General features: G+C 60.1%; 18 protein-coding genes. 13 read left to right on the top strand and 5 right to left on the bottom strand.

Annotated features, from left to right (window positions below; genetic code table 11):
• Positions 1 to 2430, bottom strand: a complete 2430-nt coding sequence (locus tag Q0X47_RS01525) for a PspC domain-containing protein (RefSeq protein WP_297721995.1) — start codon at positions 2428 to 2430, stop codon at positions 1 to 3.
• On the opposite strand from Q0X47_RS01525, the gene Q0X47_RS01520 reads away from it, so the two are divergent.
• From Q0X47_RS01520 to Q0X47_RS01500, 5 genes are all read left to right on the top strand, one after another.
• Positions 2429 to 2569, top strand: a complete 141-nt coding sequence (locus tag Q0X47_RS01520; RefSeq protein ID WP_297721992.1) for a hypothetical protein — start codon at positions 2429 to 2431, stop codon at positions 2567 to 2569. The two genes, Q0X47_RS01525 and Q0X47_RS01520, sit on opposite strands and share 2 nt — an antisense overlap.
• Positions 2556 to 3830, top strand: coding sequence for an ATP-binding protein (locus tag Q0X47_RS01515; protein WP_297721988.1), 1275 nt, complete (start codon positions 2556 to 2558; stop codon positions 3828 to 3830). The genes Q0X47_RS01520 and Q0X47_RS01515 overlap by 14 nt, the downstream gene beginning before the upstream one ends.
• Before the next feature lie 13 nt (positions 3831 to 3843).
• Positions 3844 to 4545, top strand: a complete 702-nt coding sequence (locus Q0X47_RS01510) for a response regulator transcription factor (protein WP_297721985.1) — start codon at positions 3844 to 3846, stop codon at positions 4543 to 4545.
• 102 nt (positions 4546 to 4647) lie between these two features.
• Positions 4648 to 5784, top strand: coding sequence for a sialidase family protein (locus tag Q0X47_RS01505; protein WP_297721982.1), 1137 nt, complete (start codon positions 4648 to 4650; stop codon positions 5782 to 5784).
• Entirely contained in the window at positions 5781 to 8414 is a 2634-nt protein-coding gene (locus Q0X47_RS01500) for an ATP-dependent helicase (protein ID WP_297721979.1), read from the top strand. Before Q0X47_RS01505 ends, Q0X47_RS01500 begins: the two co-directional genes overlap by 4 nt.
• Positions 8415 to 8459: 45 nt before the next feature.
• Here the strand turns inward: Q0X47_RS01500 and ppk2 are convergent, their stop codons facing one another.
• Positions 8460 to 9446, bottom strand: a complete 987-nt coding sequence (gene ppk2, locus Q0X47_RS01495) for a polyphosphate kinase 2 (protein WP_297721977.1) — start codon at positions 9444 to 9446, stop codon at positions 8460 to 8462.
• Positions 9447 to 9610: 164 nt separating this feature from the next.
• Between ppk2 and sucC the strand changes: the two genes are divergently transcribed.
• The 8 genes from sucC (at position 9611) to Q0X47_RS01455 (ending at position 19844) form a co-directional block, all read left to right on the top strand.
• The gene (gene sucC / locus Q0X47_RS01490; protein WP_297721974.1) at positions 9611 to 10771 is read left to right on the top strand and encodes an ADP-forming succinate--CoA ligase subunit beta; all 1161 of its coding nucleotides are present in this window, start codon (positions 9611 to 9613) and stop codon (positions 10769 to 10771) included.
• A gap of 15 nt (positions 10772 to 10786) precedes the next feature.
• Positions 10787 to 11710: a succinate--CoA ligase subunit alpha gene (gene sucD, locus Q0X47_RS01485; protein WP_297721972.1), complete on the top strand. Its 924-nt coding sequence runs from the start codon at positions 10787 to 10789 to the stop codon at positions 11708 to 11710.
• Positions 11711 to 12060: 350 nt separating this feature from the next.
• Positions 12061 to 13479, top strand: coding sequence for a DUF6350 family protein (locus tag Q0X47_RS01480; RefSeq protein ID WP_297721970.1), 1419 nt, complete (start codon positions 12061 to 12063; stop codon positions 13477 to 13479).
• Positions 13476 to 14120 carry a phosphoribosylglycinamide formyltransferase gene (gene purN / locus Q0X47_RS01475; protein ID WP_297721967.1) on the top strand — a complete coding sequence of 215 codons (645 nt, stop codon included), beginning with the start codon at positions 13476 to 13478 and terminating at the stop codon, positions 14118 to 14120. The genes Q0X47_RS01480 and purN overlap by 4 nt, the downstream gene beginning before the upstream one ends.
• Before the next feature lie 114 nt (positions 14121 to 14234).
• A complete protein-coding gene (locus tag Q0X47_RS01470) occupies positions 14235 to 16091 on the top strand; it encodes a bifunctional phosphoribosylaminoimidazolecarboxamide formyltransferase/inosine monophosphate cyclohydrolase (RefSeq protein WP_297721965.1) in 1857 nt (618 codons plus the stop codon).
• A gap of 88 nt (positions 16092 to 16179) precedes the next feature.
• Positions 16180 to 16542: an intracellular motility protein A gene (locus Q0X47_RS01465; RefSeq protein WP_297721962.1), complete on the top strand. Its 363-nt coding sequence runs from the start codon at positions 16180 to 16182 to the stop codon at positions 16540 to 16542.
• Positions 16543 to 16593: 51 nt separating this feature from the next.
• On the top strand, positions 16594 to 18495 hold the full coding sequence (locus Q0X47_RS01460) for a long-chain fatty acid--CoA ligase (protein WP_297721959.1): 1902 nt from the start codon (positions 16594 to 16596) through the stop codon (positions 18493 to 18495).
• A gap of 131 nt (positions 18496 to 18626) precedes the next feature.
• Positions 18627 to 19844 carry an NADP-dependent isocitrate dehydrogenase gene (locus tag Q0X47_RS01455; protein ID WP_297721955.1) on the top strand — a complete coding sequence of 406 codons (1218 nt, stop codon included), beginning with the start codon at positions 18627 to 18629 and terminating at the stop codon, positions 19842 to 19844.
• Here the strand turns inward: Q0X47_RS01455 and Q0X47_RS01450 are convergent.
• From Q0X47_RS01450 to Q0X47_RS01440, 3 genes are read right to left on the bottom strand one after another with little or no spacing between them, the layout of a single operon-like run.
• Positions 19801 to 20829, bottom strand: a complete 1029-nt coding sequence (locus tag Q0X47_RS01450; RefSeq protein WP_297721952.1) for an adhesin — start codon at positions 20827 to 20829, stop codon at positions 19801 to 19803. The genes Q0X47_RS01455 and Q0X47_RS01450 overlap by 44 nt on opposite strands.
• Positions 20814 to 21785, bottom strand: a complete 972-nt coding sequence (locus Q0X47_RS01445) for a class C sortase (RefSeq protein WP_297721948.1) — start codon at positions 21783 to 21785, stop codon at positions 20814 to 20816. Before Q0X47_RS01445 ends, Q0X47_RS01450 begins: the two co-directional genes overlap by 16 nt.
• A gap of 56 nt (positions 21786 to 21841) precedes the next feature.
• Positions 21842 to 23299 carry a SpaH/EbpB family LPXTG-anchored major pilin gene (locus tag Q0X47_RS01440; protein ID WP_297721945.1) on the bottom strand — a complete coding sequence of 486 codons (1458 nt, stop codon included), beginning with the start codon at positions 23297 to 23299 and terminating at the stop codon, positions 21842 to 21844.
• Positions 23300 to 23307 lie beyond the last annotated feature (8 nt).

The following is a 23307-nucleotide window of genomic DNA, read 5'->3' as shown; positions in this document are numbered from 1 at the left end:
TTAATTGTTCTCAAGGTCGGGGGCGCGGTACGGGGAAGGTGTTGTGGATGAATCCGGGGGAACCGGTGTCGCAGGTATGCTTGGTGTTCCGTTGGACATCCCCGCGGAACGCGGGGTTCCGTTTAGCGGGTCAAACAGGTTATCGCCGGGTTTCCACTTGCTGCCGCCGGGCTGGAACAGGTCGTTGAATCCGTCGTGGTTCGCGTCCGTCCACGTCCCGGCCTTGCCTGCCTGAACGTCAGCGAGGGTTAATGTGTTGTCTATGTCCAGTTCAGCCACGCCTTGTCCGCCCAGCGCTATGGGGTCACCCTCAACTCCGCCGGTCCTATTAATCTCGATAACTCCGTCCCCGGATACGGCGCGGCGGCGAAACTCGCGCAGTGCGGCGCTACTCTCGTTTTCAGAGCCGACCTCAGTGCTGTTGTATTCCTGCAGATTGGCAGTCATCAAATCCCGGCCATTTAGCACATAGTTGACCAGGAAATGCCCGTCAGGCAGCACCGCTCCGTTCCATAAATCTACGGGGGGACGTTCGTAGAGTGACACGGTTCCGTGTGCCAGGTTGATTTCGATGGTTTGGGGTTTTGTCTGGTTTCCTGGCGTGTTGTCCGACAGCGGGACGTCGTGTTGGATTTTTAATTTCGTCACCTCTGAACTGCCCAGACTGATGTTAGCGGCCTCATATTCCTTGGTCCGATCCACGAATTCCACGCGCTGATTGCCGTCCATAGTGAAGTATTGCGGGCGGTGCGTCTCTTTTGAAGAGGACTTTAAAAAGGTTTCGTCCATGTTCCATTTGCTGTCTTTCAGGGTGGAAGTCGTCACGCTGCCCTGCGCCAAGTTGATATCCAAGGCAACGTTTTGGTTCGGGAGTGTGTATATGGAAACGTCCCCGTTAACCAGATTGACTTTGATGGGTTTCCCCAGGTTTGTGGCACGCAGGTCAATGTTCGCGTTGCCGCGAACGGCTTTAAGTTCATCTCCGGGGCGCAAATCGTTGCTCTGGTAGCTAAACGTTTCGGGAACATCACCCCAGTCAATGGTGGAACGCAGCTCGCGCAGCTGGGGCATCACGGACATTCCCACTGTTGCCAGGGGCAGCGTCACGAACAGAATCACCAGTGGGGTGACGACGGCAAGCCAGCCCGTCCGTCGTTTCTGCAGGGCTGCTACCAACATGCCACCCCCCAGCACCATCGTCAGCAGGCCGACCGCCAAAAGCGCGGAACTGAGCGGATCGAGCACCCCTATCAAGGGCAGCAAGATGCCGGTGAAAATCGACAGCAGCGTCAGTCCGCAAATCGTGAGACTGAGCGCGCGGCTCGGTCCGGGAATGCGCGGTGCCAAAATCGTCCTTGGTTGCGGATGAGGTGGGGCAGACATGGTCGAGGTGGTGCTGGGAGCTGCGGAGCCGGCAGCGGGGACGGTGAAGCCCGGGTTTGGAGCCGTAAAGCCGGTGGTGGGAGCCGCAAAGCTGGTAGTAGGCGGGGTGAAGCCGGTGGCCGGTGCTGCGGGGGAAGCGAAGGCATCGTGAAGGCTGTCCGCGGGGGCTGGATCAGTGGGTGCCTGAGGGGTGGAAACAAAGCCGGTGGGGCCAGGAACGTAAGCGTTCCCGGCTGGCGGCATACCGGCCTTATTCCGGTTCGCAAAGTGAACGATGACCAGCACCACCACGGCTAGGGGCGCCAGCAGCAAGCACAAAACCAGAGCTATAAAAAAGAACGCGAGTAAATCGCCAAATTTGTCCCCACCGTCCCAGATGTCAAATACATCGAACAGGAAAATACCTTGGGGCAGCATCCGCATCGCCCCGAAAAACATCAACAGAATTGAGCCGGCGACACCACCGCCCTGGTTGGGCACGCCGGCGCGCCAATCGGTCCACAAGCTGCGTCCGGTGGTTTGGCTGGGCATCCACAACCACAGCGCCCCGTAGAGCAAGGGAATAACCCCAAAGAACAGCAAACCGACCACAGCTAAACCGCGCACGATTACGGGGTCGATGTTCAGGCGTGAGGCGATTCCCGCACAAACTCCGCCGATGACTCGGTTATTGGACCGCATCCATGCCGCTCCGGTGGAATCTTGGCCTCCGGGGTAGCCTCCCGCGCCCGCGGTTCCATAGTTTGCGCCGTTGCTCGGGAAAGTGCCCGAACTGGGGTAGCCCGCGGTTCCGTAGTTTGTCCCGTCCGGGTAAGGTACCTGCGGATTGGGTGTCTGCGAGTTAGGTGCTCCCGGGTTGGGCGTGCCGAATGCGGCATCACCGGTCTCGGTTGGGTTCGCGGAACTAGAGGGGGCCGCACCGGTAGCCGCGTTTGCCCCGGCAGCCGCGTTCGTATCCGCAGTCTCGTTCGCGCCGGAAATCTCGCCGCCTTGGGGAGGCTCGCCCCCAGCGGGAGGAACTGCGTCAGTTGCTTGATCTGGGTTCATGTTTTCTTCCATGTTTCCATCATTGCCGCTGCAGCGCCCGGTGGCTATGGGGGTTATCCCTGATTTGTCCCTGATTAATCCCTTAAGCCGGGCGAAACCCCGCCAAGCCGTGGCAAACTGGATTTATGGCCACATCTGATGCACCCCCCCGTATGCGCCCTCCGCTGCGCCGTCCCGTGTCTGGGACGGTTCCGCCCGGCAAAGACGGGGTTCTGGCTGGGGTGGCCGCAGGATTGGCGCTGCATCTGGGAATGCCGCTGTGGCTGGTGCGGCTCATCCTGGTGGTTTTAGCTCCCACCGGGGTTAGTCTGTTGCTCTACGCCTGGTTATGGATTTTTGTGCCGCGGGGAAACCCCGGGGTCCAGGCGGGTGTGCCGTTTGCCGGAGATTCGCGACTGGCGAACCCTAACGCGCAGCTCGGGGGGAATTTTGGCAGTAATGACCGCTGGCGAAATGTGACGGTTCCGGCAATTTTGCTGGCGCTGGGGTTAATCGCCATAGCTGTCTTCGGAGCCTATTCTGGTCCGAAAATCATGAGTGATTTGCGTCCCCTCATCGCCATCATCATCCTCATCACCGGTATCGCTCTGATTTGGGTGGGGGCTTCCGCCGGGTCTTCTCTGGTCGAGCTGCGAATGGGACGGTTTCTGGGCTTTGCCATTCCCGGAGCCCTCCTGGTGATTTTTGCGGTCATGATTGGATTTTCTGGAACCATCAGTCTGGGTGACGCACTGCGCGGAGGACTCATCACCCTGGTCGTCATCGCGGTGCTGAGCTTGGCAGTTTTGCCGCTCTGGGCACGCTTTTGGATGTCTTACAAGGCGTCTCTGGCCGAGCAAACCCGCCAAACTGTCCGCGCCGATATGGCCGCTCACCTGCACGATTCTGTGCTGCAAACCCTTGCGCTGATTCGTGCGCGAGCCGACGACGCCCCGGAAGTCGCGAAACTGGCTCGTGCCGAGGAACGTCAGTTGCGCTCTTGGCTCTACGAAGATCGCGGCCACGCGGACTCATCCCTGTCCCAAATCATTAAGGAGCTGGCCGGCGAGATTGAGGACCGTTACGGGGTAGTGTTGGACACTATCACGGTGGGAGACGCGGTTCCAGGACCGTGGTCCGAGCCGCTGGTGGCGGCGACGAGGGAAGCCCTGACAAACGCGGCTCGCCATGGAAAGCCTCCGTTTTCGGTCTATCTGGAAGTAGGGTCGGATGCGGTGGAATGTTTCGTGCGCGATCACGGCTCCGGATTCGACATTGCGGCTATCCCGCAAGGACACCAAGGCGTGAAACATTCCATCATTGAAAGGCTCGAGCGCCACGGCGGCACCGCGACCATTCGGTCGGGGTCTAGCGGCTGCGAAGTCGCGATGAAAGTGCCCCGCCAAACTGGGGAAAACTGAGGGAGGACAAACGATGAGTGACGGAAACGCGAACCCGGCCGCTGCGGGGGAACATTCGAAGCGTCCCATTTCGGTGCTGGTCATCGACGATCACGGGCTGTTTCGGGCGGGAGTGATTGCGGAACTGAGCAAGTATCCCGACGAAGTCCAGGTCGTGGGGGAAGCGGACAGCGTGGAGGACGCTATTGCCGCAGTGCGCCAGGGCGTTCCCGCGGTGGCGCTGCTGGATGTGCACTTGCCGGGCGGTCACGGCGGCGGGGGCGCAGAAGTCGCGGCGGCCTGCATGGGGGTGCCGACCCGGTTCCTGGCGTTGTCGGTGTCTGACGCGGCAGAAGACGTGGTGGCGGTTATTCGGGCGGGAGCCCGCGGCTACGTGACCAAGACTATTGCCACGCCTGACCTGGTTGACGCCATTGTCCGAGTGGCGGGGGGAGACGCGGCTTTCTCACCTCGGCTGGCGGGTTTCGTGCTGGATGCGTTTGGGGCGGCGCGTACCGACATGGTGGGCACCGATTCCGAACTCGATTCCCTTACGGAGCGCGAGTTTGAAGTTATGCGTCTCATCGCGCGCGGTTTCGCTTACAAAGAAATCGCCTCTGAGCTGTATATTTCGGTGAAAACTGTCGAATCTCACGTGTCCTCCGTGTTGCGCAAACTGCAGTTGTCCAATCGTTACGAACTGTCTAAATGGGCCCAAGACCGGCGCATTGGTTGAGGGTGAGGGGAAACTTCCTCGGGCGTGCCGCAAGGTGAAGTGAACGGCTGCGAGATGATAACGTAAAGGCGCAATTATTTTCGGGATAGAAAAGGATTATTGATGCAGCGCACCGTGGTAGCCCCCCATGTTACCTCCGGCTTCACGCAAGCACGCTATCCCGCTATTGCCCGCACTTCCAGCCGGGTTTTGCTGATGATGTGGGAGGCGCTGCCCTCAGAGTGCGCCACTCGCACCAAGGCTGAGCTCGCCGGCGCGAATCCGGCCAGCCCCGAGGAACCGCACTATCGCCGGCTGTGCCCGACCAGTCTGTGCCTGTCACGGTCTTTTGACAACGGTTTGACCTGGGAAGAACCCCGCACCCTGGCGGCGGGCAACCCGCAGGAATTTCTCGGATTCCATGTTCCCTCATTCCTACATGACCGCGTGACCGGGCGAATGTTTTGTTTCTATACCCGTTCCGAGGTGCCGGGTTGGGATCCACGCCAAGCAAAAACTGCGCTCTTTGTCGCGTGGACCGATGACGACGGCTTGACCTGGGAAAATCAAGACATCACTTCCATGATTATTGCCGGACGGGACTTTACGATGGCGTATATTCCGCGCGGGCGCGGCACGCAACTGACGTCGGGACAGTGGGCTCAGCGCTTGTGCCACGCGGGTGTCATCGTGGACGAGTCAGGGGATCGCAAAGCGGTGTTTATCGGCTCGGATGACCACGGTGCCAGCTGGTGGGCCTCACCCCCGGTGGGAGCGAATGTAGATTATTGTTCGGCGGTGTCCAACAGTGACGGAACCGAAGTTATGCTGCTGATAAAAACCCAAGGCTCGACGGTGAAAACGTGGGCAAAATCGACCGATGGCGGCCACACTTTTGGGCAACCCACCGCCGCGATGGATTCCCGGCTCATCAACATCATGAGCCCGCTTGAGGAAGTGTTTCACGGAGCTTGCCCCGGCACCCCTCATGCGGAAGTGTTCAGCTACATCGGCGAACGCACGGTGTGCAACGGGGATTGCACCGTGTTGATGCTGTCTGTTGATGGGGCCCGTTCGTTTCGTGAGGCAGCGATTTTCGATGTGAAGACCTACGGCGCCATCGACATTGTTTCGCTGGCTGACCAGGCTAAATTTGCCATTGCTTACGAAGGCCCTGACGGTGTGGTCTGCGAAATTTTGCCGTTCTCTAAGCTCAGCAGCATCAAAGCGCTAGCGGAACAGTGGGCTCAACAGGCATGAATGATTTGTTTTCTACCATTTCACAAGGGGCGCTCGACGAGATTCCCGTGTCGGCAGCCCTGCCGCGGGGGGCGGTCGCGCAGCCCGAAACCCCCGACATGTCCTCCGGTTTTGCGGACTGGTCCGGGGTAGACGCGGCGCAGCGCGAGGACTGGCGGGCGCGCAAAGTTGCGGCAATCGTGGACGGACTGAACCCGGAACAGCAGGCCGCGGTGACCCACGAGTCCGGTCCGCTCCTGGTGATGGCAGGCGCGGGTTCGGGCAAGACCCGGGTGCTGACTCGGCGGATTGCGTGGCTGCTGGCGACTGAGCGAATCCGCCCTTGGGAAGTCCTGGCGATTACTTTCACCAACAAGGCGGCCGCCGAGATGCGTGAACGAGTCGAAGCCCTGGTCGGCAACGCCGCGAAATATATGTGGGTGTCGACTTTCCATAGTGCCTGCGTGCGGATTTTACGCTCCGAAGCTGACACCCTGGGGGTGACCCGATCCTTTTCCATCTATGACACCGCCGACACGAAAGCCCTGCTGACGCGCATCATCAAGGGTCGGGGGCTGGACCCGAAACGTTTCACCCCAAAGTCTTTTGCCGCCAAAATTTCCCAAGCCAAAAATGAACTCATCACCCCCGAAGTGTTTGCGCGGGATACTGGCGTGGACAAGATGAGCCAGCTCACGGCCGAAATCTATACCGAGTATCAGCAGCTACTGCGTCGCGCCAACGCGTTCGATTTTGACGACCTCATTGCGTCCACGGTCTATCTGTGGAAAGCCCATCCCGACATTTTGGCGCAATATCGAGCGAAATTCCGTCATGTTTTGGTGGACGAATACCAGGATACGAACCCGGCGCAGTATGAGCTCATCCGCTTGCTCACGGTGGGGGCGGCGGGTGAGGCCCAGCCGCCTGCCGAACTGACGGTAGTGGGGGATTCGGACCAGTCGATTTATGCCTTCCGCGGCGCCACGATTCGCAACATTGAGGAATTTGAATCGGATTTCCCCGGCGCTACCACGGTTTATCTGGAACAAAACTACCGTTCGACCGGCACGATTTTGTCCGTCGCGAACGCGATTATCTCGGAAAACGAGGGCCGGCGGAAAAAGCATCTCTGGACCGAAGCGGGGCAGGGCGTGCAGGCCGTGATGTATGCGGCTGACACCGACCGGGACGAGGCCGCTTTCATCGTCCGCGAGCTGCTCACGCTGCGCCAGGACGGCTCGTCTTGGGACGAATTCGCAGTGTTCTACCGAACCAACGCCCAGTCGCGTTCCCTGGAGGAAATGCTGACGCGAGAGGGCATCCCTTACCGGGTCGTGGGCGGCACCAAGTTCTATGACCGGCGCGAAATCAAGGACGCTATCGCTTACCTGTGCGCCGCGGCGAACCCAGCCGATGACGGTAACCTGCTACGGGTGTTGAACGAACCAAAACGCGGTTTGGGAGACAAAGCGGTCGCGACCATTCGTGAGGTGTCACTGAGTGAAAGCCTCGATTTCGGCCAGGCTTTGCGCCAATTCCTACCGGGGGGAACCCATCACGGCGACTTGAGTGCGAAAGCCAGCACGGGGATTGCCCAGTTCGTGGGCGTTTTGGACGCCATGCGGGCTTTGGATGCGGCGGGCGCTCCCCTGGACGAAATCTTGGACACGGCTCTGGAAGACAGCGGCTACCTGCCGAAACTGCGGAAATCTAACGACCCTCAGGACGACGCACGGGTGGAAAACCTGGCGGAGTTGCGTAACGTGGCGCAAGACTTTTCCCTTTCCGAGCCCGATGCCCGCCTAGCGGATTTCTTAGAGCGGATTTCCCTGGTCGCAGACGCGGATCAGCTCCCCGACACCGCTGCCCAGCCCGAACGCCCTGCTGACCCCGCGCCCCCCACGGCCTCGCCGGAAGTGACCCTGATGACGGTGCATACCGCAAAAGGACTGGAGTTCAACACCGTGTTCGTGACCGGGATGGAGGACGGACTGTTCCCGCATTCTCGTTCCCTGGACAATCCCCAGGACGTGGCAGAGGAACGTCGGCTCGCTTACGTGGCGGTCACCAGGGCGCGCCAGCGGCTGTACCTGACCCGTTGCGCCGCGCGTACGGTTTTTGGTGAGACGGTAACCATGCCGGCTTCGCGGTTCTTGGAAGATATACCGGCTGAACTGGTCGATAACCGGCGCGAAGCCACCACCGTGGACTATTTCGGTGGGCTCGCGTCCCGCGGCTACGGCGAACCCGCCAGCTCCGCTTACGGTTACGGTGGGCGTGGCGGCCGCAGGGGAGCTACGAGCGGTTATGGCGCATACCGTGGCGCTCGGCAATCCTCCGGTTCACGAGGGTCGAGCTCCACGTCCGGGGGTAAGTTCGCCAACTCGCGGATAGGGCTGACTACGGCGCGCGACTTGGCGGGCGGCAAAGGCTCGACCGCCTCGCCGGCGAAAACCACGAAAGCGAAACCGGCTGGCAAGATTCCCGAACTTCACGTCGGCCAGCGAGTCCACCACGACATCTACGGGGAAGGCAAGGTCATCGGCTTGGAGGGCCAAGGCAAAGGCACCATCGCTACCGTGAAGTTCCGCACGGGCGCCGCCAAACGGTTGTTGTTGAACTTTGCCCCACTCACTCCAGTCGATTAAAACGCTACAGACCGGCGGATGAGGCCGGTCTGCAGCGGAAGTCAGCTACTTCTTCTTTTTCTTCTTTTTCTTTTTCTTCTTCTTGTCGTCCTCGCCGTCCTCAGCACTGTCGGCAGCCGGCGACGCCGCATCAGCCGGTGAGAGATCCAACGTCACAAACGGAATCTCCCCCGCTTTGGCGCGCCCCACCACTTCTGCGGCATGATTAGGTACGGAACGAACCGTCTCAAACGACGTGCGCACATACCCGCTCGACGGCGGACGATCGGGCAAGGTAATGGGGGCAGTATCGCTGGGCAGATCCGTATAGGGAATGGTGGACAGGAAGTGGGCAATCATATTGAGCCGCGCGGCCTTCTTGGAGTCCGAGGACACCTGATACCACGGGCATTCCGTCGTGTCGGTATGCACCAGCATCTCGTCTTTCGCCCGTGAATAGTCCTCCCACCGGGTGATGGACTCCAAGTCCATGGGCGAGAGTTTCCATTGGCGCAAGGGATCGTGCAAACGCCGGGAAAACCGCTCGTACTGCACTTTGTCGGACACCGAGAACCAGTATTTGCGCAGCATGATGCCGTCCTCGACCAGCATTCGTTCAAAAGTCGGGCACTGCTGCATGAACTTTTGCACCTGAATCGGGGTGGCGAACCCCATGACCTTTTCGACCCCGGCACGGTTGTACCAAGACCGGTCAAAAATCACGATTTCTCCCGCGGCGGGCAGGTGGGAAATGTAGCGCTGGAAATACCACTGGGTTTTTTCGCGTTCCGTAGGGGTGGGCAGCGCCACGACCCGGGCAACACGCGGCGAGAGGTATTCGGTCAGCCGTTTGATGGTCCCGCCTTTCCCGGCGGCGTCCCGGCCTTCAAAGATGATTACAATCCGGGCGCCGGTTTGTTTCACCCAGCGTTGCAGCTTTGCCAGCTCGGTTTGCAGCCGGTACAGCTCAGTTTCATAGATTTTATTGGGGACTTTCAGGGGTGGCTCCGGCCTGGACTTCAACAGTTTTTCCGGGTTACCGTGGTCTGACATGACGACGCTCCTTTGCTCCGCTAACGTGCTGAAAAGGCATGCCTCCAGCATAGACACATTTTTTGCGGTTGGACCGGGATTGTCTGGGTGGAAAATTTGTTTTTTTTAGATACACTAGAAATATCTCGATGTCGAGACATAATTTCTACAATGAAAGGAACAGCGTGGACCTCTACGAGTACCAGGCGCGTGACCTGTTTGATAAGCATGGAGTCCCGGTTTTGTCGGGCAAAGTCGCAAGCACTGTGGAGGAGGCCAAGGCTGCTTTCATCGCCTTGGACGCTCCGCTGGCAGTGGTAAAAGCCCAGGTTAAGACCGGTGGCCGCGGTAAGGCGGGTGGCGTTAAGCTGGCTCGCAGCGCGGAGGAAGCCGAGGCTAACGCCCAGGCAATTTTGGGTATGGACATTAAAGGCCACACTGTTTACCGCGTGATGGTGGCGGCCGGAGCCGACATCGACCGAGAGTTCTATTTCTCGATTCTGCTCGATCGCGCGAACCGCCAGAACCTGGCGATGTGCTCGGTCGAAGGCGGCATGGAAATCGAGCAGCTCGCCAAAGAAAAGCCCGAAGCGCTGGCGAAGGTGCCGATTCCCGCCTCCGGCATGGACGCGGCCGTGGCCCGCCAGATTGCCGATGAAGCCGGATTCGACCCGGAAACCGCCGCGAAGGTCGCTCCGGTTTTCCTGAAACTGTGGGAGGTTTACACCGGTGAGGACGCCACCCTGGTGGAGGTAAACCCGCTGGTGGCAACCCGGCAGGGCGACATCATCGCCCTTGACGGCAAGATGACCCTCGACGATAACGCCCGCTACCGTCACCCCGAGCACAACGAACTGGTCGACCACAAGGCGGCTGACGAGCGCGAACTTAAGGCTCAGGAGGCCGGGTTGAACTACGTGCGCCTGGAAGGCCAGGTCGGCATTATCGGTAACGGCGCCGGTTTGGTTATGTCCACCCTGGACGTGGTGGCCTACGCCGGGGAAAAGTATGGCACTAAGCCCGCGAACTTCTTGGACATCGGCGGGGGCGCCTCGGCCGAGGTCATGGCGAAAGGTCTGGATGTAATCTTGACCGACCCGCAGGTCAAGTCCTGTTTCGTCAATGTTTTCGGCGGTATCACGGCGTGCGACGAGGTCGCGAACGGCATCATCGGCGCGCTCCAGATTCTGGGCGACCAGGCGACGAAACCCCTGGTGGTGCGCCTGGACGGCAACAAGGTCGAGGAGGGGCGCGCGATTCTGAAAGCCGCCAACCACCCCTTGGTCACCATGATGGAAACGATGGACGAAGCCGCCGACAAGGCTGCACAACTGGCCGCGAAGTAAAGGAGAAGCACCACAATGTCGATTTTTCTTGATGAGAACTCCAAAGTAATTGTCCAGGGCATGACCGGTTCGGAAGGCCGCAAGCACACGACACGGATGCTCGCTTACGGCACCAAGGTGGTCGCTGGCACGAACCCGAAAAAGGCCGGAACTACCGTCGAATTCGACGTCGTTCCCTACGGCCCGCTGGCTGATTCGGTCCAGGGCGGCACCGTCAGCGTCCCGGTGTACGGCACGGTTGCTGACGCCAAGGCCGCGACCGGCGCGAACACTTCGGTCATCTTTGTGCCCCCGGCCGGCGCGAAAGGCGCCATCATCGAAGCCGTGGACGCCGGTATGGAACTGGTGGTGGTCATCACCGAGCACATTCCCGTCCAGGACACGAACGCCGCTTTCGCCTACGCGAAGTCCCACGGCGTGCGCATGATTGGCCCGAACTGCCCCGGTATCATCAGCCCCGGCAAGTCCAACGTCGGCATCACCCCTGGCGACATCACCCCGCGCGGCAAGCTCGGCTTGGTGTCCAAGTCCGGCACTCTGACCTACCAGATGATGTACGAACTGCGCGACCTGGGCTTTACCACCTGCATCGGTATCGGCGGGGACCCGATTATCGGCACGACCCACATCGACGCCCTCGAGGCTTTCGAAAAGGATCCCGAAACCGAACTGATCGTCATGATTGGTGAAATCGGCGGGGACGCTGAGGAACGCGCGGCTGCCTACATCAAAGAGCACGTCACTAAGCCGGTCGTCGGCTACGTGGCGGGCTTTACCGCTCCCGAGGGCAAGACCATGGGGCACGCCGGCGCTATCGTCTCCGGTTCCTCAGGGACTGCGGCGGCCAAGAAAGAAGCGCTCGAGGCTGTCGGGGTGCGCGTCGGCAAGACGCCGAGCGAAACTGCGCGCATCGCCCGTGAAATCATGCAGAGCAAATAGGGTTTTGCCCTAGCTTTCAATGGGGCGCGGTCGGAACTGAGGTTTTGGCCGCGTCCTTTTTGCCTGTTCACAAGGCGTTGCGGCGGGCTATGGGGCGGCACGCCAGGTCGCGTGGGTGGTTTATGGCGCGGGATTCACAAGGGCGGTGTGCTGGGCCGTGGGGGTCGTTTACGGTCTGAGATTCACTAGGGCGTCGCGCCGGACAATGGGCGTTGCGGCGGGTTTCGCCGGCGCGCCAGGCAATAGGGCGGTGTGCCGGGCCGCTTCGGCGCGGCAAGTCCGCGCGGTTCTGAGGGTTTCCTATACTTAGGTTGGATGAGGCGCGGCTCACTGCGCCAGGGAGGAGAGTTATGGACGCACGGTCTAACCGTCCTGGTCAGCGTCCCCCAACTCGCCCGGGGAGGCGCCAGCGCCGCGTCACCACCGCTCCTGATGGCCAATCCCTGCCGACCGAACTCAGCCAGGAACGCTCCGGTTCGCCCGCCGGCTCTACCGGCACCGGTGCCGCGGGACTGAACGCGACGAAACGGTTCCGCCACCCCGATTTCCGCTCCGCATTTCGTTCCGTTTTCCACAAACCTACCCGCGCCGAACTGTTCCCTGCTGGAACCTGGCGTTCCCTGTGGCTGGGGTTCCAGACTTGGGCAATCAGCTGGGCGGTGCTGGTGCTCTTGGCGATAGCGGTGTGGATGCCCACAGCCGCTACTCCCTCGGAAAAAGGCACGAAGTGGAGCGACGTCCTAGCGGTGGGCAACGCTATTTTTGCCGCCGCGTTCCGTGCCGAATTTTCCAGCGAAACGATGCGGTTTTCCTTGACTCCGTGGGGGCTCACCCTGCTGATGGGGCTGATGTTGGCCGCGAGTCTGCGGGCGGCGAAACCGGCGAATGTCGCCGCTTTGGCTTGGGGACTGTTGGCGTTCCTCTTTCCGACCTGGGCTTGCCTAGGGTTTGCCGCGGTTTCCCTGGTGGTGTGGCGCGCGTTCATTTTCTCGCTGTTCTTTGCGGTGATAGTGTTCTTTGTCGTCGCCAGGCATCTGACCTGGTGGAATGTGACCGTGTTTTTCCCCGAGGGTGAGCCGTGGCCGTGGCTGAGCCTGGCGGGTCGCTGCCTGCGCGTGCTGGCTGGGGGAGGCGCGGCGCTATCCGCGGTTTTCCTGGTCGTGGGCTTGATTACCGGCTGGGAGCAAATGCGCACCATCTGGACCGGACTGAAACCGGACGCGCTCGGTTCCGTGGCGATGTTCTTGGCCCTCCTCGCTTACCTGCCGACCCTGCTGGTGTGGGGTATCGCGTGGATAACCGGTCCGGGCCTCAGCTTGGGTCAGGGAACAGTGTTTTCTCCCGGTCAGGTCATCGGGGGCGACTTGCCGCCGGTGCCGGTGTTGGCGTGGCTGCCGGATGGGCCGGTAGGGTGGTGGCCCCTGATTTTTCCGGTAGCACTAGCGATTGGCTTGGGCCTTTACCTCGGCGGACGTCACCAGCTCGGATTGGCTGACACCGCGTTGTCCCTCGCCCTGTTCCTGGCGGGACTGCTGGTGGGTGGGCTGCTCATCGTGTGGTTTGTCAGCGGTTCACTAGGGCCGGGACGCCTGGTGAACGTGGGTCCCACCGGCTCGACCCTCTATGCGGGAGTGCTGGCCTGGGGCGTGCCTTTCGTGGTGACCGCCCTGCTGAACCACCCGCAGATGCGCGCCGCCACCCGGCGTTTCGCGGTGCGGGTCTCGGGCAAGAATCCGGAGGCTCTGCCCACTGCTAGAATCGACTTATGACGAAGCGAGTCTTAAAGCTACCCGGAGACCGTCCCTCCCGTCTGGTGGTGCTGATTTCCGGGGACGGTTCTAATCTGCAAGCGCTCTCCGAGGCAACCACGAACCCTGCTTACGGGGCGGAAATAGTCGGGGTTGTTTCCGACCGGGAGACAGCCGGGGGACTGCAGTGGGCGCAGTCACAAGGGATTCCCACCGCCGTGGTTTGTTTGGGGGACTTTCCCGACCGGGAGGCCTGGGACAGTGCGCTGACGGAAGCGGTACAGTCCTGGGAACCGGATTTAGTCGTCAGCGCCGGGTTCTTGAAAATTTTGGGCCCGAAATTCTTAGCTCAATGGCCCTCTCACATCGTCAACACCCACAATTCGCTGCTGCCCTCTTTCGTGGGTATTCACGGGCCGCGTGATGCGCTGCGCGCCGGGGTGAAACTGGCGGGGGCCACGCTGTTCATTGTTGATCCAGGTATGGATACCGGACCGATTTTGGCCCAGGTAGCGGTTCCTGTCCACGACGATGACGACCTGGAAACCTTGACCGAGAGAATCAAAGTCTCCGAATGCGCCCAGCTGGTCGACAGCGTGGGCCGAATGGTAGCGCACGGCTGGTGGATTGACGAAGTTCGTGCCGGTTTTGAAAGCGACTAGGATTGAACCGTGGGGTTTCTTTCCGCGCAACCGCGGTCGCGGCCCCGAAAGACACCCGAATAACTGTTGATTTTTAGATAGAGCAATAACCCCAATTAAGGAAGGCAATACAAGGTGGCGGAAACGACAAATCGTAATCAGGAAACTCAGATTCCCATCAAGCGCGCGCTGGTCAGCGTGTGGGACAAGACCGGGCTGGAAGAGCTGGCGGCGGCTTTGGTCGAGGCCGGGGTGCAAATCATTTCCACCGGTTCCACCGCGAAAAAGATTGCGGCCGCGGGCTTTCCCGTCACCCCGGTAGAAGACGTGACGGGCTTTCCCGAATGCTTGGAGGGACGGGTCAAAACCCTGCACCCGCACATCCACGCCGGTATCCTCGCGGATCGGCGCAAACCTGACCACGTCAAGCAGCTGCAAGAACTGAACGTCGAGCCCATCGACCTGGTGGTGTGCAACCTCTACCCGTTCGAGGACACGGTAGCCAGCGGAGCCGACTTCGACGCCTGCGTGGAACAGATTGACATCGGCGGGCCCTCCATGGTGCGCGCCGCGGCAAAGAACCACCCCTCGGTCGCGGTGGTCACCGCGCCTTTCATGTACCCCCACGTCATCGAGGCGGTCCAAAATGGAGGCTTTGACCTGCGGGAACGCCGAATTTTGGCGTCTCAGGCTTTCGCGCATACCGCTGAATATGACGCGGCCATCGCCACTTGGTTCGATGATCAGATTACCCACTTTGCAATGGAGGCTATCGGGGCGGAACTCGACCCGGACGCCACCGGGGATAACGGCGCGGACGCGCTGCCCGAATGGGTCGAGATGTCGGGGGATCGGGACACTTCCTTACGTTACGGGGAAAACCCGCACCAGGCCGCAGCCTTGTACATCGACATGGATGCGCTGGCGGCAAAGGTGGCCGAGGGCGGGCCGGACTCTGATTGTATGTGCCCCGAATGCACTCCCCACCCGGATTTGGCTGACGTGGCGCTGTGCGACAGTATCGGCGCTGATGAGACTATCGTGCCAGCTCCCGGTATCGCTAACGCGATTCAGCTGCACGGCAAGGAAATGTCGTTCAACAACTACACGGACGGGGACGCGGCGATTCGCGCGGCTTATGACCACGCGGAGCCTTGCGTGGCGATTATCAAACATGCTAACCCCTGCGGCATCGCGGTAGCCGCTGACGTCGCCACTGCCCACCGCAAAGCTCACGCCTGCGACCCGGTCAGTGCTTTCGGTGGGGTCATCGCGGTGAACCGTCCGGTGACGGTGGAGCTGGCGAAACAGATTGCCCCGATTTTCACCGAGGTGGTGCTGGCTCCGTCCTATGAGCCGGGAGCTGTGAGCGCCTTGGCGGCGAAAAAGAACGTGCGGGTACTTAAGGTCACTCCTCCCGATCGGGGAGCCTTGGAAATCCGCCAAATCAGCGGGGGCTACCTGGCCCAGCAGCGTGACGACGTGGCCGAGTCGGGCGACCGGCCCAGCGGTTGGACCAAGGTGTGCGGTCCTGATGTTGACGAGGCGACCTTGCACGACCTGGAGTTTGCTTGGCAAACTATCCGCGCCACGAAATCTAACGCCATTCTCTTGGCTCATGACGGGGCGACGGTTGGCATCGGCATGGGCCAGGTCAACCGGGTCGATTCCTGCAAGCTGGCGGTGGAACGCGCCAACACCCTGGGCGGACGCGAAACTGGAGACGCGGCCGCGAGTGCTCAAAGCGATGTCGCCGGGGGCGCACGAGCCGACGACTTGGCGGTGGCAGCTCCTCCCGAGCGGGCGCGCGGCGCGGTCGCGGCCTCCGACGCGTTCTTCCCGTTCGCGGACGGCCCGCAAATCCTCATCGACGCGGGCGTGAAAGCTATCGTCCAGCCCGGCGGTTCTATCCGTGACCAGGAAACCATCGACGTCTGTGAAAAGGCCGGGGTCACGATGTTCACCACCGGGGTGCGTCACTTCTTCCACTAGAGGCGTTTGGCGCGGCTGGTAATCCGGGGATTGCCGGTCGCGTCGCCCGTATAACCGTAACCGACCCGCAAACCGTCGAGGGATTCTTTTGAACACCCCAAACCCGTCGCAAACCCCTGAACCAGACACGCCGGACTGGCAGTCGCTGGATTCTGTGACGCCTGACCAGCCCACGGTCGTGCCCAACACGGCTCCGCATCCTTTCGATGCCCCCAGCCGCGCCCAAGTGTTGCTGCTGGTGGTGGCGGTGGTGATTCTACTGGTGTTGTCTGTCATCGGATGGTGGCAAGCGGCGGTCTGGGGTTTAGTCGTAGTGCTGTTGGCGCTGGCGGGGTTTCGCCTGACTAACCGCCACGCCTGGACTCGGGCGCGCGGAACGGTCTTTGACGTGACGGTCCTGGTCGTGACGGCGGTGGGGATTGCCCTGGTGATGCTGGTATTGCCCGAGTGAACTGCGATAACTCGGCAGTGGGAAAATTCAGAAAGTTGGTAAGCTAACCCTATGTCTGATGAGAAACGTAACAATCGAGACGAGATTGTCAATCGGGCGCAAAACCCGATGGATAAGCCTGGTTGGGTCGAAGTAGACGGCGAACGGTACTGGCATTGCCCGCGGTTGTTTACTGCTGAGAAACACCAAACTTTGCCTTGGACCCTGGCGGACCGGGTGCGTCGCCTGCCTAACGCGAAATTGCTGGACCGAAAGACCGAGCTCGGCGGGTGGCGTTCGATGACGGCGGTGGAGTTCAACGAGGACGTTCATTCGGTAGCGCGCGGCTTGATTGGGATGGGTTTGCAGCCCGGGGATCGGTTCTCCATCATGGGTCACACCTCGTATGACTGGATGTTGTTGGAATACGCGGGATTTTGCGCCGGACTGGTGTTGGTCCCGATTTATGAGACGGATTCCGCCGAACAGATTGCGTGGATTTTAGAGGACGCCGACCCCGCTTTGGTGGTGTGCGAAACGAACGCGATGCGCCAGCTGGTCAGCTCGAAACGGGATTGCGGCCGCAGCCTGAAACACGTGTTGTGCCTGGAAGACTCGGCGGTGGTCAGGATTAAAAAGGCCGGTATGGACGTTCCCGATTTCCAGGTTGACGAGCGTTCTCGCGCGGTGACTATCGACGACGTGTCCACGATTGTGTACACCTCCGGGACTGCCGGAAAGCCCAAAGGTGTGGAAATCACGCACGGGAACTGGATGGAACTGCTGGCCAACGGCATGAAGTGGATGCCGGAAATCGCGGGGTATCCGTCCTCTCGGCTGCTGGTGTTCCTGCCGTTGGCTCACGTTTTGGCCCAATACCTGCAGTTGATTCAAGTGTGGGGGGCGGGCACGCTGGGTCATGCTCCCAATATCCGCAACCTCATCACTGACCTGCAAGAATTCGCCCCCTCCTACGTCATGGTGGTGCCGCGGGTGCTGGAAAAGATTTACAACACGGCTCAGGTCCAAGCCCGGGCGCACCGGATTTCGCGCATTATGTTTTCTCGGTCGGTGAAAGTCGCCGAAGCGTATTCGCGGGCTTTGGATACGGCAGAAGGGCCCAGCCGGCGGTTGCGGGCGAAACGTTTGATGTATTCTCAACTGGTTTATCGCCGGATTTTGTCTCTGTTCGGGCCGAATCTGAAGTTTGTGATTTGCGGCGGGGCGCCGTTGAGTGAAGAACTCGGCCACTTTTTCCGCGGCATCGGCATGCCGGTGTTGGAGGGCTACGGTTTGACCGAAACCTGCGCGCCGCTGTGCTTTAACAACATTAAGAACTACCGTATCGGGACGGTCGGGCCCGCGGTGGCGTCTACTGACCTAAAGATTTCCCCCTCCGGCGAGCTGCTGGCAAAGAGCCCGGCCATCTTCCATCGCTACCGCAACAACCCGGAACAAACCGAGGCCGCTTTTGAAAACGGCTGGTTTAAGACCGGTGATTTGGCGGCCATTGACCAGGACGGTTTCGTCAGGATTACCGGTCGCGCCAAGGACATCATCGTCACCGCCGGGGGAAAGAACGTGGCGCCTTCAGTGCTGGAAGATCCGCTGCGCCAGTATGCCCTGATTAACGAAGTGCTGGTGGTGGGCGAGGGGATGCCTTTCGTGTCCGCCCTGATTACCTTGGATACGGACATGTTGCCGACCTGGCTTAAGAACCACGGGATGCCCACGATGGACGCGCTGACCGCCTCCAAGGATCCCCAGGTGTTGCAGGCCATTTCCCGAGCGGTGGAACGAGTCAACGCCCGCGTGTCTCGCGCCGAGTCTATCCGCAAGTTTAAGGTCTTACCGACCGCCTTCACCGTCGAGAACGGTCTGCTGACCCCGTCGATGAAGGTCAAGCGCAAGGAAGCGGCCGCGGCGTTTGCTGCCGAGATTGAGGAACTTTACGCCGACAAGCTGGTGAAGTAAGGCCGCCGGGCCGCCGCGGGAAAACCGTAAACAACTCCAGGGGAAAACTATCCTGGAAATTTATCTCGATATCGAGTAAAATTTCGATGGTGGCGATAAGCCCGCAAAATTGACCTCTACAAGGAGTAAAAATGGCGAAAATCAAAGTGGAAAATCCGGTGGTCGAACTCGATGGCGATGAGATGACCCGCATTATTTGGCAACAGATTCGCGAAAAACTCATTTTGCCTTACCTGGATGTGGACCTGAAGTATTACGACTTGGGCATCGAAAATCGCGACAAGACCGAGGATCAGGTCACTGTCGATTCCGCCAATGCCATTAAGAAGTACGGGGTGGGCGTGAAGTGCGCGACCATCACTCCTGATGAGGCCCGCGTGGAGGAATTTGGACTAAAGAAAATGTGGAAGTCCCCCAACGGCACTATCCGCAACATTCTGGGCGGGGTCATTTTCCGCGAACCCATCATCATGCAAAACGTGCCGCGTTTGGTCAAAGGTTGGGACAAGCCCATTGTGGTGGCGCGTCACGCGTTCGGCGACCAGTACAAGGCGACGGACTTTAAAGTTCCCGGCGCCGGCAAGGTCATGTTGAGCTGGGTGCCTGATGACGGCAGCAAGCCCATCGAGCACGAGGTCATTCACATGCCCGAGGCGGGCGGCGTCACCATGGGCATGTACAACTTCAACGATTCTATTCGCGATTTCGCCCACGCCTGCTTTAACTACGCTCTGGTACGGAAGTACCCGGTGTACCTGTCAACCAAGAACACGATTCTAAAAGCGTACGACGGCCAGTTCAAAGACATTTTCGCCGAAATCTATGAAACCGAATTCAAGGACAAGTTTGAGGCTGCCGGTTTGCTCTATGAACATCGGTTGATTGACGACATGGTCGCCAGCTCCCTGAAGTGGCACGGCGGCTACCTCTGGGCGTGCAAGAACTATGACGGTGACGTCCAGTCCGACACGGTGGCGCAGGGCTTTGGCTCGCTGGGGTTGATGACTTCTGTGCTGATGACCCCGGATGGGCGCACGGTTGAGGCCGAGGCGGCTCACGGCACGGTGACGCGCCACTACCGGGCTTGGCAGCGTGGGGAAAAGACTTCCACCAACCCGATTGCCTCCATCTATGCGTGGACGCGCGGGCTGGCGCATCGCGGCAAGCTCGATAACACTCCGGCGGTCATTGAGTTCGCCGAGACCCTTGAGGATGTCATTGTGAAGACTGTCGAGGGCGGCCAGATGACCAAGGACCTGGCGCTGTTGGTCGGCGGGGACACCCCCTGGTTGACCAGCGACGACTTTATGAATGCGTTGGACGAGAATCTGCAGGCTCGTTTGAGCTAGAGCGTCGGCGCATCAGCACCAGCCCCATCACAATCAGCCCGGCGCTCAGCGTCACGGCTCCGGCTATCTGCACCCCGGTTTTCGCCAGGGCGTCAGCGACTCTGGCGGGCAACGACTGATTCGGCGGGGTCAGGCCCCATTGCTCCCACACGCCCGCCACGCGCGGGTCGTCCGGGTTGGGAATGTAGGTGTTCTTGTCCGGGTCGTAAATCCAGCCGGGAATGTCATAAGGGTCGGTGACCCGGTTCGGGTCCACCCCTTTCGGCAGCGGCGGTAGCGGTTTCTCAGGCGGGGTCGGGGTAGTGCTGGGTGTTGGGCTCTGGCTGGGCGTGGCGCTCTTGCTGGGCGTGGGGGTGGAGCCGGGCACGATTGAGCCGCCCCCGGTGTTCCCTCCCGGTGTCGGGGTGTTCACGATTGGTTTCGGCACCAGCGCCAGTCCGTAACCCCACTGGGCGGTCCCGGACGAATTATCCCCATAGGGCAGGGTCACCAGGGAGGGGGAAAACTTGAGGTAGTTGGCGGTTGGCGTGGTGGGTGGGGTGGACTCGATGAGGTACATTCCCAGCGCTAGATTGCTGAACGTCACCACGCCGGCATTGTTCGTGGTGCCGGTTCGGGGGCTTTCCAAGCCTTTATTGCGTGCCTGGGCGACTGTCATCTCTCTCAACTGGGTAAAGTCAGCGCTAGGCCCGGCGGTAGCTACATTCTTTACTTTAGAAATCGTTACAGTGTAGTTGTCGGTCGAGCCATCCGTGATGCCAGGCTCACTGAGGTCGTCGTAGGGGTTCTTGCGGGTCAGGCGCACTTCCAGCGTGCCCAGACGGGTGGAGTCGATATCATCCACATTGAGATGCTCGGCATCACCGGTGATGGCGGGAATGTTGTCCTCTGCGCTGCTGGCCAGGGCGGGCGCCGTACCCATGCTGAGAGCCAGCGCAAATCCTGCCCCCAGCGCGGCTAGGCGCATTCTCAGTTTCGTTTCCATGACTTCATCTCCCTGGTTTTTTCCGTTTCGCCGGGCGCATCGCCTTTAAAGTTTTCGTTTCGCCGCCGGCGCCGTTGGCCCCACACCCACACTATTGCCAGCACTGCAGCCGCCGCGGCGATAGCGACCAGCACCCACATCCACCAGGACACAACCTGCAGCGGAGCCTGCGCCGCGGGGAAGTCTTCGGGGGGCAGGGTGGTGCGTTCCCCGGTGACCAGCAGGCGGTGGGAGTTGATTCCATAAGGAGTGCAGGTCAGCACCGTCAGCAGGTCCCGTCCCCCCTCGACTTTGAGGGTTTTCACTTCGTCAGGTTTCACGACTCGAATGTCGTAAACCCGGTAAGCCATTTTGCGTCCCATCACGTCCAGGAACATCAAATCGCCTTTTTCCACGTCCACCAGGTGGTCGAGTAGGGTCGCGGTGGGCAGTCCGGTGTGTCCGGTCAGCACGGCGTGGGTGTCATTCCCACCCACCGGCAGGGACGAACCGTAGAGGTGGCCAATTCCGCGCTCCAGAGTCTCCACTTCGGAACCGTGATAAATCGGCAGGTCGACCCGCGCTTTGGGAATCACCAGCCGTCCCATTTCGGGCAGCAGGTCCAGCTGGTGCAAATACCCTTGATAGGGGTAGTTGTTCTTGGACACGCGCGCCATCCACGGGTCGAGCACGGGAATGCCGGGAATGCTCCGGTTGTATTCCTCGGCTTTGGCGAGCATTTCGTCCAGCGCCTCGGGTCGGCTCTGTTCTATCTGTTCGCTGTAGGCCAAGGTGTGGCGGCGTTGTTCATAGTTGTTGAGGTTTGTCGCCACCACCGGGTAGAGCAGTACCCCTATCCCGATGATGGTCAACAGCACAGGAATCCACAGGCGGGGGCGTGAGTGGACGACGTTGATGTGTTTTGGCGCGTTCGCGACTGAGCGCGGCGCCAACACTACAGAGTTCTTTCCGCTCACGTTATTCCCCTCCTTTCGGTTAGTTGAGATTATCCCGGTACTGCGGGTGAGCGCGGTTAGGAGCGCTGGCGGTGCATATAGACGGCAGCTCCACCCAACAGCACCAAGCCGAGCACCACGAACAGGGCAATGCCCATGCCGCCGGTATTCGGCAGCAGTCCGGTAATGGAGCTGGTGGAGGTGTTCTTCACCGTCACCGTTACAGTTTTGTCACTAGCGGCAGCAATCTTCGCGCTGGTGAATTCAAACTGTTGCGGACCAGCTAGCTGCTGATAATCGTCTGGTGCCTTGGTTTGCACCAGGCAGAGATTGCCATTGGTGGCGCCCAGCGGTTCAACCGTCACGCCGGTATTTGCGTCGTTGATCGTAAAGGTATCGGAGCCGTTAACCTGCAGGGCAGTCCCGTTAGTTCCATTTCCGTCACAAGCAAAGATTTGGAACTGTGCCCCGGAAAGTTTGGTGCCGGAAGCGTTTTCGTTCAAAATCTTCAGTTTGCCAAACGTCGTTTTAGCGGGGTTATTCGGGTCGGACTCAATAGTCGACTCGTTAGTGTCGCCGTCCGCGGTGGTGTAAATGGCTTTCGCGGCGTTAGTGACTTTGTTGGTAGTAGTGACCGAGCTCAATACTTCGGTGGTGACCACCAAACGCATGTTTTTGCCCTTGGCGTCATTAATCTTAGTCAGACCATTGGTAGTAAAAGTGACCTCCAGCTGGTTCGCGGTAGTAGCCACGGTGTAGTCATTGTTAGCGCCAGCGGTCAATTCGGTCTTCGCGTGTTCGGGGTCAATGACAACTGAGGTGACATTCTTAGCTTTCATATTGGTCGGCAAATCCTGCACCTTAAATGCCGTGAAAGTGTCGGTCTTGATATCAGGAATCGGCACGTCCATCTGCCAAGTCATCGTGGAACCGACCGTGATAGGAGTACCAGCCGGAGTGATGTCCGTCTTGGTAATCTGGCCGGCATCTCCGTTCTTGGGATAGACATGAATGTTATACACCCACTCAGACGTGTTCGTGGGGTTCGTCATGGGGACGAACACGACCGCCGGAGCCATCAGGGTTTTCCCGGCCGGAGCGGACGTCTGCGTGAGTCGATACACGCCCGGCTGTAGGTTCGCGAACTTAAACGAGCCATCATTCCCGGTAGTGCCGGTCCGCGCCGAGAAGTTCGTATCCAAGTTGCCAAAACGCGCGGCCGTCAATCTGAGGGCATCAGAGTAGCCTTGGTTGGTCGTGATATTAATGGCGGATTTCTCGAGTTTGAAAGCAGCGCCTGGGATTGCCGCGGCTTCCGCCGGTAATGAAGTTGTTTCCATGCCGGTGGCGGGTACGCCGCCTCCGGTAGGCATAGTCAGGGCGTGAACTGTGATTGATCCATTTGTATCTGGATTAATCGGCGCGGCGGAGGCGGCCGGTGCGTTGAGCATTCCCGCAGCCCCCAGCAGGGCGACCGCCCCGGTGGCAAAAATCGCCACGGCGCGACGCCAAATGGGTATTCTTATGGATTTCATAATCTTCT

It is taken from the genome of uncultured Mobiluncus sp. (assembly GCF_947254095.1).
Taxonomy (GTDB): domain Bacteria; phylum Actinomycetota; class Actinomycetes; order Actinomycetales; family Actinomycetaceae; genus Mobiluncus.
The sequence above is the reverse complement of the archived record's forward strand: the minus strand, read 5'-3'. Positions and strand labels throughout refer to the sequence as shown.